The sequence below is a fragment of the Capnocytophaga sputigena genome, from assembly GCF_900446695.1.
GTDB classification, from domain to species: domain Bacteria; phylum Bacteroidota; class Bacteroidia; order Flavobacteriales; family Flavobacteriaceae; genus Capnocytophaga; species Capnocytophaga sputigena.
Genome location: NZ_UAVP01000008.1, coordinates 790,825 through 800,954 on the forward strand (window position 1 = coordinate 790,825; position 10,130 = coordinate 800,954).

Consider the following 10,130-nt stretch of genomic DNA (forward strand, 5'->3'; position numbering starts at 1 on the left):
TAAACTCTTTTTTCTTAATTCTTTTATTTGTTTTGGTACTGTAGTATATTTCTAAACTTTCAAACAAAATATATATTTATTCTAATTACTCTATTTTATTATGTTTAAGAAATTTTATTTGTTCATACTCTTGCTAATGTCAGCTTCGGCATTTGCACAATGGCGAGTAGAAGGAACGGTGGTAGATGAATTGAGCAAAAAGCCATTAGAAGGCGTGAAAGTACACGTCAATGCTTCTGCTTGGCAAGTAACTACCAATGGAAAAGGAAAATATGCCCTCTCTCTTCCCGAAGGCGAATACCTTATTATCTATTCACTTAATGGTTATACCCGTCAAGAGCAATTAGTCTCTGTAGGAGGGGAAAAAATCACTCAGGAACTGCCCGTAGTGAGCCTAACAGCCGATGTAGTTCAAGAATCCGAACAAATGGCTGTCATCAACGAATCTGAACTCGAAGACGATGAGAGTAGCGCCGATGCTATGTCTGGACTCTTGCAAAGCTCCCAAGATGTGTTTATGCGACGCGCAGCTTTCGATTTCAGTTCTGCTTTCTTCAAACCCCGTGGTTATGATTCCAAAGATGTAACAGTACTCATCAATGGGATCCCTATGAACCGATTTGAAAATGGTCGCGCTCAATGGAATAACTGGGGAGGTCTCAATGATGTTACTCGTAACCAAGAGTATAGCAATGGGCTCTCAAAATCCGATTATACTTTCGGCGGTCTAATGGGCTCTAACTACATCAACATTCGCCCCTCACTCAACCGCGCTGGGCTTCGCATTACTTCTTCAGCAAGCAACCGCAGTTATACCGGTCGATTGATGGCTACTTATAACTCAGGCGTACTCCGCAATGGCTTGTCGTTTATGGTATCCGCCTCTCGTCGCTTTGCGCCTCAAGGCTCTTGGGTCGATGGAACGCTCTACAACGCCTATGCTTTCTCTGGTGGCGTGGAATACCAGCTCAACGATCATCACAGCTTCAACCTCATCGGACTCTTCTCTCCCGTGAAACGCGGCAAAAGCTCTCCTCTCACTCGTGAAGCTCTCGATTTATTTGGTTACCAATACAACCCTTATTGGGGCAGACAAGTGGGCGACAAACGCAATTCTCGCAATCGTATCATCTCCGAACCTATCTTCGTTCTTTCATATAACTATTTGAAAAACAATACGCGTTTGAACATCGATTTAGGCTATCAGTTCGGCGAAATTGGCAATACCCGCATCGCTTATGCGAACGCCCAAAACCCCGAACCTAACTACTATCGAAATATGCCAAGTTACTACCTAAACCAAAATGCAGGTCCCGACTTTGCAGCCGCCGAAAATCAAAAAAAGACATTTTAGAAAACCCACAACTCAATTGGGAAAAATTGTACTATGCTAACTATAACAACAACGATAAACACAGTACTTTTATAGTCAGCAACGACATCAACCGCGAACGCACCCTTTCTGCCAACGTGAATTTTGCAACGCCTATCCACGACTTTATCAAATGGACATCAGGACTCGTATACCGCAATATCTCTTCCGATAATTTTGCCGAAATCGACGACTTGCTCGGGGGTCAGTACTTTATGAATTATGATTACTTCGAGAACAAACCTTACGACGCCAATGAGGCTGATATGAAAAAACAAAAAGGCGATAAATGGAATTACTTCTATAGCCTAAAAAGCAACGTAGGCGAGGCATTTTCTCAATTGGAATTTACATTCAAAAAAGCTGAACTTTTCATCGCAGGGCGTTACCACTACACCGATGTACAACGTGAGGGCAAATACAACTACCCTCTTTATAGCGATTCCTATGGTAAAGGGGCAATGCAAGTGCAAAATGGTGTGAGTACTAAAGCAGGGATTACTTATGCCCTTACTGGTCGCCACCTCTTGCAACTCAATGTAGGCTATTTCAATACCCCACAATCCTTGCGCAATATATATGCAAATATACGCAATTCTAATCGCTTGTTGCCTAACCTCAAAAACGAATTGGCTTATAGTGCCGATGCAAGCTACATCTTCCGTATGCCTTACCTCAAAGGTCGCCTCACCGGCTTCTTTACTGAGATAGAAAACACTGCCGAAACTAACTTTTTCTATACCGAAACTGCTATTACCGATGAAATCGATAAAGACTTTGTAGCTCAAACTGTAGATGGTATCCAAAAACGCCACTTCGGATTAGAATTCGGCGCTGAAGCTCAATTGCACCCTACTGTAAAAATTACGGCTGCTGCTGCTATAGGGCAATACACCTATATTAATAATCCATCGCTCTACATTTCAGCGGGAGATGTAAATAAAGCTATCGACGAGGTGAAAATGAAAAATTACCACGTACCAAGCGGCCCTCAACAAGCCTATTCATTAGGCTTAGAATATCGCAATCCTAAATATTGGTGGGTAGGAGCAACAGCCAATTTCTTAGCACAAAACTACGTATCGCTATCAGCCCTCAGCCGCACCTCTCAGTTCTTTATCGACCCCGCTACCAAAGCGACTTACTCTAATATCGACCTCGATAAAGCTCGTCAGCTCCTCAAACAAGAACGCTTAGACGATGTATTCTTAGTGAACCTCGTAGGAGGGAAATCTTGGCGCGTAAAGAAAACCTATATCAACCTAATGGCAAGTGTGAACAACCTCTTCAATACCAAATTCCTTTCAGGAGGTTTTGAACAATCACGTACAGCCAACTATGGCAGAATGCTCCAAGATAACGCCCAAGGAGTTCCTTCTTTCGGTAATCGATATTTCGTCGGCTACGGACGCACCTATATGCTCAATTTGGCAGTAAGCCTTTAAAGCTAGAGTGCTCGCTATGTATGAAAGAAAACACAATTAATAAATAATATGATGAATAAACTATCCATCTTTAGAAAAGGGGCGTTAGCCCTCCTCCTAGCAACTACTGCATTAGTAGGTTGCTCTAAAAGCAATGAGTCAAACTCTGACACGGAATTTCAGGGGGTGCCTTATATGTTGCTCACCACCAATAAACCTGTGGGAAGCAATATCTCTTTAACTATAGTTGCCAAAGAAGCCGATAAAAAAGATGTGTGGATAGACCTAAACAACAATGGTGTCTTCGATACGGGCTCCGATGTTCGCCTAACAGCTGCTACAACAACCTATAAACTCCAAGGCAATACAGTGAGAGTTTATGGAAAGGTAACAACTTTTAAATGCGATCGCAATGAAGTAACTTCGTTAGATGTAACCCGCAACGCTGTATTGGAAAGATTGGATATGAGTCATAATAAAATTAAAGAAGTGAACTTGCACAACAATACTCAACTCACTTACTTGAAAGTGTCAAACTTGCCTCTTGTTGGCTTAGATCTTACCAATAATAAAAAGCTCACCGAATTGCGCTTTAATCTTACATTTTCTGGTGAAAAACTAAAAAAATGCGCAAGCACTATGCACGAAAATGGTGGAGGTACGGTTTATATGAATCCCAGAATTACTGATGATCCAGCAGAAAAGCAAACAATGCAAACTTTAACAAATAAGAAATGGAAAATAGGAAATTGCCAATAAGCAAATCCTAAATGGAAGATGAAAAACTCATAACTCTAAACTAATAGTTGTATGAAATTAAACTTATTAAAACCCACAGCGATAGCCCTATTGTCGCTATTTGCAATTACATCGTGTGTAAAAGACGACGATTATGAAATTCCCAACCCTAACGGGGAAAAGCCCCTACCTCCTTTTAGTGGAAAGGTAGTAACTTTTGATGTAGCCACCGCTCAAGCTACTAACACAGTAGTTACCTATGGAGCCGATGAAGCTATCGAAGGTTATGTAATTTCTAGTGATGAAGGCGGTAACTTCTACAAAAAAATATATATCCAAAACGAGGAAAAAACCAAAGGAGTTACGGTCGTTATCAACAAATCAGGATTGTACACCGAGTTCCCTCTTGGAGCTAAAGTGCAATTGCGTCTCAAAGGTCTTACCTCACAAGCAAACAATGGAGGGGTAGATTTTGGAGATGGTATTTATCAAGGGAATAACAATAGAACAGGTGTAGGACAAATGTCCGAAGCTACCTACAAAAAACATCTATTCGAAAAAGGTGGTACTCGCAAAACCCTTGCAGAACTCGCTAAAGCTGATACTTCTATAAACACATTAAAAGTAGAAGCCAATGTCAACCAGCTTATCACCCTTAAAGGAGTACACTTCAAAACCGCTGATGTAGGTAAAGAAATGCATCAAAAAACCAATGACGCTCGTCAAGGAACCGATTATACCCTTACCGATGCACAAGGCAATACGATTCCGTTTAGAACTAGTCGTTATGCCAAGTTCAAAGATGAAAAAGTGCCTGCAGGAACTTTAGATATCACAGGGGTACTCACCAAATTCGGACAAAATTGGCAATTTATGATTAGCAACTACGCCGATATAGTAGTAGTCAGTGGTGGTACTTCTACCGGTACCCAAACCAATACAACTGTCGAAACCATAGAAGCTAGTACCGCTACAGCAGCCAGCTTTGTAGAAGGTAAAAAGGTAAAACTGCACGGCAATCTCACAGTTGAAGGAACAAAAGCCTACATTCTTTTTAGCGATGGTACTAAAATACAGTTGTATACACGTAATTTCAAAAACATTAGCAACGAGAACAAAACAAACCTTAAAGAAAATGGCAAAGAAGTTACAGTAACAGGTACTTTTGGCAAATTCAATAATACACTACAAATCTCTTATGAGCAAGACAGCGATTTAGTATGGGGTGCATCTAATAACAACCCTAATCCTCCTGCTACTGTCGAAACTGTAGAAGCCAGCACTGCCACAGCTGCAAACTTCGTAGAAGGTAAAAAGGTAAAACTACACGGTAATCTCACAGTTGAAGGAACCAAATCCTACATCGTATTTAGTGATGGCACCAAAATACAGTTATACATTAAAAACTTCAAAAATCTTAGTAAAGAGAGTAAAGATAATCTCAAAATAAATGGCAAAGAAGTTACAGTAACAGGTACTTTTAGCAAACATAATACTACGCTTCAAATCGCTTATGAGCAAGACAGCGATTTAGTATGGGGAGCATCTAATAACAATCCTAACCCACAACCACCCGCTACTGTAACCGAACTCGATGCTTCTACAGCCACCGCCGCTGATTTTCAGTTGAATAAAGTTGTAAAACTCACAGGAACTATCAAAATGATTAATAATAGATCAACAATTGTATTTACTACAGATAATACCGAAATACAACTTACCACTAAAGGTTATGGCAGTTTACCAGATGATTTTAAAACCAAAATCAGCACAGAAGGCAAAAAAGTCATTGTAAAAGGAACTTTCACACAATTTAAAGGAACGAAACAACTAAAATACGATTCTATTGACGATGTTCAATTCCCTTAAAAGAAATTTAAACGTTTTTCATTGTTAGAATAAAGAGTGAGTCCCCAAAAAGGCTCACTCTTTTTATTCTCACCACTCTAAACCTCCCTCCCCTCCCACAACTCCCACAGCTCCCACAGCTCCCACAGCTCCCACCGCTCCCATCCCTGCCCGTGCGGCTCGCACCCCCCTCCAAGTTTCTCCGAGCCTCTCCGAGTTTTTCTTCAAAAAATATTCTCCTCATTTTCAACTAACTACAAAAAACTTTCAAAAAAAGTTGCGAAAAAATTTGCAGGATAAAAAAAACGCCGTACCTTTGCACCCGCAAATGAGACAAAACACAGTCTCAAAATAAGAAACAACACGTACATTGACATAATGTTGTACAGCACAAAAAGAAGATTTAAAGAATTGAGTGAAACCTGAAGTCAATAACTTAAAATTCGGTTAAAGATATTAAAGATTTTAACGATGAAGAGTTTGATCCTGGCTCAGGATGAACGCTAGCGGCAGGCCTAACACATGCAAGTCGAGGGAGAGGTTACCTTCGGGTAACCAAAACCGGCGCACGGGTGCGTAACGCGTATACAATCTGCCTTTCACATAGGGATAGCCCGAAGAAATTTGGATTAATACCTAATGGTATATAGGAGCGGCATCGTTTTTATATTAAAGCTACGGTGGTGAAAGATGAGTATGCGTTCTATTAGCTAGTTGGAGAGGTAACGGCTCCCCAAGGCGACGATAGATAGGGGTTCTGAGAGGGATGTCCCCCACACTGGTACTGAGATACGGACCAGACTCCTACGGGAGGCAGCAGTGAGGAATATTGGACAATGGTCGGAAGACTGATCCAGCCATGCCGCGTGCAGGATGAAGGTCCTATGGATTGTAAACTGCTTTTGTAAGGGAAGAATAAGGAGTACGTGTACTTTGATGACGGTACCTTACGAATAAGCATCGGCTAACTCCGTGCCAGCAGCCGCGGTAATACGGAGGATGCGAGCGTTATCCGGAATCATTGGGTTTAAAGGGTCCGTAGGCGGGCTGATAAGTCAGAGGTGAAAGCGCTTAGCTCAACTAAGCAACTGCCTTTGAAACTGTCAGTCTTGAATGATTGTGAAGTAGTTGGAATGTGTAGTGTAGCGGTGAAATGCTTAGATATTACACAGAACACCGATAGCGAAGGCATATTACTAACAATTTATTGACGCTGATGGACGAAAGCGTGGGGAGCGAACAGGATTAGATACCCTGGTAGTCCATGCTGTAAACGATGGATACTAGCTGTTTGGAGCAATCTGAGTGGCTAAGCGAAAGTGATAAGTATCCCACCTGGGGAGTACGCACGCAAGTGTGAAACTCAAAGGAATTGACGGGGGCCCGCACAAGCGGTGGAGCATGTGGTTTAATTCGATGATACGCGAGGAACCTTACCAAGGTTTAAATGGGAACTGACAGAGGTAGAGATACCTCCTTCTTCGGACAGTTTTCAAGGTGCTGCATGGTTGTCGTCAGCTCGTGCCGTGAGGTGTCAGGTTAAGTCCTATAACGAGCGCAACCCCTGCCATTAGTTGCTAACGAGTCAAGTCGAGCCCTCTAGTGGGACTGCCGGTGCAAACCGTGAGGAAGGTGGGGATGACGTCAAATCATCACGGCCCTTACATCTTGGGCTACACACGTGCTACAATGGCCGTTACAGAGAGCAGCCACTGCGCGAGCAGGAGCGAATCTATAAAGACGGTCACAGTTCGGATCGGAGTCTGCAACTCGACTCCGTGAAGCTGGAATCGCTAGTAATCGGATATCAGCCATGATCCGGTGAATACGTTCCCGGGCCTTGTACACACCGCCCGTCAAGCCATGGAAGCTGGGGGTACCTGAAGACGGTCACCGCGAGGAGCTGTTTAGGGTAAAACTAGTGACTGGGGCTAAGTCGTAACAAGGTAGCCGTACCGGAAGGTGCGGCTGGAACACCTCCTTTCTAGAGATGACCGATAATTGAACATCGGACTAACTCATTCTTTAAATCTTGCTGACAACAAAAAATAAGCAGTCTCATAGCTCAGCTGGTTAGAGCGCTACACTGATAATGTAGAGGTCGGCAGTTCGAGTCTGCCTGGGACTACAATAAGCTAAAGAAGGAAATTCTAGAAGCTGAAGAGAGACGAATAGCATAAATCGTAATTCGTAATTCGTAACTCGTCATTAAGCACGGGGAATTAGCTCAGCTGGCTAGAGCACCTGCCTTGCACGCAGGGGGTCAAGGGTTCGAATCCCTTATTCTCCACAACAACAGTACATTGACATATTGGGATAAAGAGCATAAGAGATCAATAATAGATTATTGATAATCTAACGAAAAATATTAAAAAGAATCAAAGAGAACGAGGTATTTATTTAATTGATAATTGTTAATTGTTAATTGAATAAAACTACAAGCGCGAAAAGTTATGTAAGGGCGTATGGGGGATGCCTAGGCTCTCAGAGGCGAAGAAGGACGTGATAAGCTGCGAAAAGTTGCGTGGATTGGCACATACGAGTTGATACGCAAATATCCGAATGGGGCAACCCAGTACATTGAAGATGTACTACATCGTAAAGATGGGCAAACCCGCTGAACTGAAACATCTAAGTAGGCGGAGGAGAAGAAAACAAAAGTGATTCCCAAAGTAGTGGCGAGCGAAATGGGAACAGCCCAAACCCATATTGTTACGGCAATATGGGGGTTGTAGGACCCAGATATAGGTTGTAAAGCTGGATTAGAAGTGTTTGGAAAGACACACCATAGAGAGTGATAGTCTCGTATAGGCACAGTTTTATAAATCTTATGGGTATCCTGAGTAGGTCGGGGCACGTGGAACCTTGACTGAATCCACCGGGACCATCCGGTAAGGCTAAATACTCCTGAGAGACCGATAGTGAACTAGTACCGTGAGGGAAAGGTGAAAAGAACCGTGAATAACGGAGTGAAATAGACCCTGAAACCATACGCCTACAAGCGGTCGGAGCAGCTTAGGCTGTGACGGCGTGCCTTTTGCATAATGAGCCTACGAGTTACTGTTACCAGCGAGGATAAGTATTTCAGATACGAATCCGCAGCGAAAGCGAGTCTGAATAGGGCGACAATAGTTGGTAGTAGTAGACGCGAAACCTGGTGATCTACCCTTGGGCAGGTTGAAGCGCTGGTAACACAGCGTGGAGGACCGAACTGGTTGTCGTTGAAAAGACTTCGGATGACCTGAGGGTAGGGGTGAAAGGCCAATCAAACTGGGAAATAGCTCGTACTCCCCGAAATGCATTTAGGTGCAGCGTTGATGTGAGTTTAATAGAGGTAGAGCTACTGATTGGATGCGGGGGTTTCATCGCCTACCAATTCCTGACAAACTCCGAATGCTATTAAATGCTCATCAGCAGTGAGGGTATGGGTGCTAAGGTCCATATCCGAGAGGGAAAGAACCCGGACCATCAGCTAAGGTCCCCAAATATATGCTAAGTTGACCAAACGCGGTCTGACTGCACTGACAGCTAGGATGTTGGCTTGGAAGCAGCCATACATTTAAAGAGTGCGTAACAGCTCACTAGTCGAGCGGTTGGGCATGGATAATAAACGGGCATAAGCATATTACCGAAGCTATGGGGTTATTACATAAGTAATATACCGGTAGGGGAGCATTCTATTGGCGTTGAAGCTAAAGGCGTGAGCCATAGTGGAGCCTAATAGAAAAGAAAATGTAGGCATAAGTAACGATAAGGCAGGCGAGAAACCTGCCCGCCGAAAGATCAAGGTTTCCTCAGCTATGCTAATCAGCTGAGGGTTAGTCGGGGACTAACGCGAACCCGAGTAGGGGTAGTGGATGTACAACAGGTTAATATTCCTGTACCATTAATCTACTAAAAGTGACGGAATGAGATAGCTACCGCGTACTGACGGAATAGTACGTTTAAGGAGTTGTTATGACTTCAAAAGTACACTGAGGCTTCGGCTGATGTGAGAGTGGCGACAACGTTTCCAAGAAAAGCGAAGATTAATGCCCGTACCGTAAACCGACACAGGTGATTGGGATGAGAATTCTAAGGCGCTCGAGAGATTCATGGCTAAGGAACTAGGCAAAATAGACCTGTAACTTCGGGAGAAAGGTCGCCTATCTAGCGATAGGCCGCAGTGAAAAGGTCCAAGCGACTGTTTATCAAAAACACAGGACTCTGCAAAATCGAAAGATGAGGTATAGGGTCTGACACCTGCCCCGGTGCTGGAAGGTTAAGAGGAGAGCTTAGCGTAAGCGAAGGTTTGAATTGAAGCCCCAGTAAACGGCGGCCGTAACTATAACGGTCCTAAGGTAGCGAAATTCCTTGTCGGGTAAGTTCCGACCTGCACGAATGGTGTAACGATTTGGACACTGTCTCGGCCATGAGCTCGGTGAAATTGTAGTATCGGTGAAGATGCCGATTACCCGCAGTGGGACGAAAAGACCCTGTGCACCTTTACTATATCTTCGTATTGGTCTTGGATAAGTGATGCGTAGGATAGGTGGGAGACTAAGAAGCGGCTATTCCGGTAGTTGTGGAGTCATTGTTGAAATACCACCCTTTGCTTATCTGAGGTCTAACCCTGCTAGGAGCAGGGGACAATTCGTGGAGGGTAGTTTGACTGGGGTGGTCGCCTCCAAAAGAGTAACGGAGGCTTCTAAAGGTTCCCTCAGCACGCTTGGTAACCGTGCGTAGAGTGCAATGGCATAAGGGAGCTT

General features: G+C 43.5%; 2 protein-coding genes, 2 tRNA genes, 2 rRNA genes and 1 pseudogene. All 7 read left to right on the top strand.

Features of this window, described 5'->3' with window-relative positions; all coding sequences use genetic code 11:
- The first annotated feature begins 100 nt into the window (after nucleotides 1-100).
- Nucleotides 101-2,817 (top strand): annotated as a pseudogene (locus tag DR017_RS10165) (carboxypeptidase-like regulatory domain-containing protein).
- A 51-nt stretch (nucleotides 2,818-2,868) separates the two neighbouring features.
- Nucleotides 2,869-3,555 carry a hypothetical protein gene (locus DR017_RS10170; protein WP_002682272.1) on the top strand — a complete coding sequence of 229 codons (687 nt, stop codon included), beginning with the start codon at nucleotides 2,869-2,871 and terminating at the stop codon, nucleotides 3,553-3,555.
- 51 nt (nucleotides 3,556-3,606) lie between these two features.
- On the top strand, nucleotides 3,607-5,403 hold the full coding sequence (locus DR017_RS10175) for a DUF5689 domain-containing protein (protein WP_002682270.1): 1,797 nt from the start codon (nucleotides 3,607-3,609) through the stop codon (nucleotides 5,401-5,403).
- A gap of 447 nt (nucleotides 5,404-5,850) precedes the next feature.
- A 16S ribosomal RNA gene (locus DR017_RS10180) occupies nucleotides 5,851-7,366 on the top strand.
- A 70-nt stretch (nucleotides 7,367-7,436) separates the two neighbouring features.
- Nucleotides 7,437-7,510: transfer RNA gene (locus DR017_RS10185), tRNA-Ile, on the top strand.
- A gap of 88 nt (nucleotides 7,511-7,598) precedes the next feature.
- Nucleotides 7,599-7,672: transfer RNA gene (locus DR017_RS10190), tRNA-Ala, on the top strand.
- A 154-nt stretch (nucleotides 7,673-7,826) separates the two neighbouring features.
- A 23S ribosomal RNA gene (locus DR017_RS10195) occupies nucleotides 7,827-10,130 on the top strand; the annotation flags it as partial.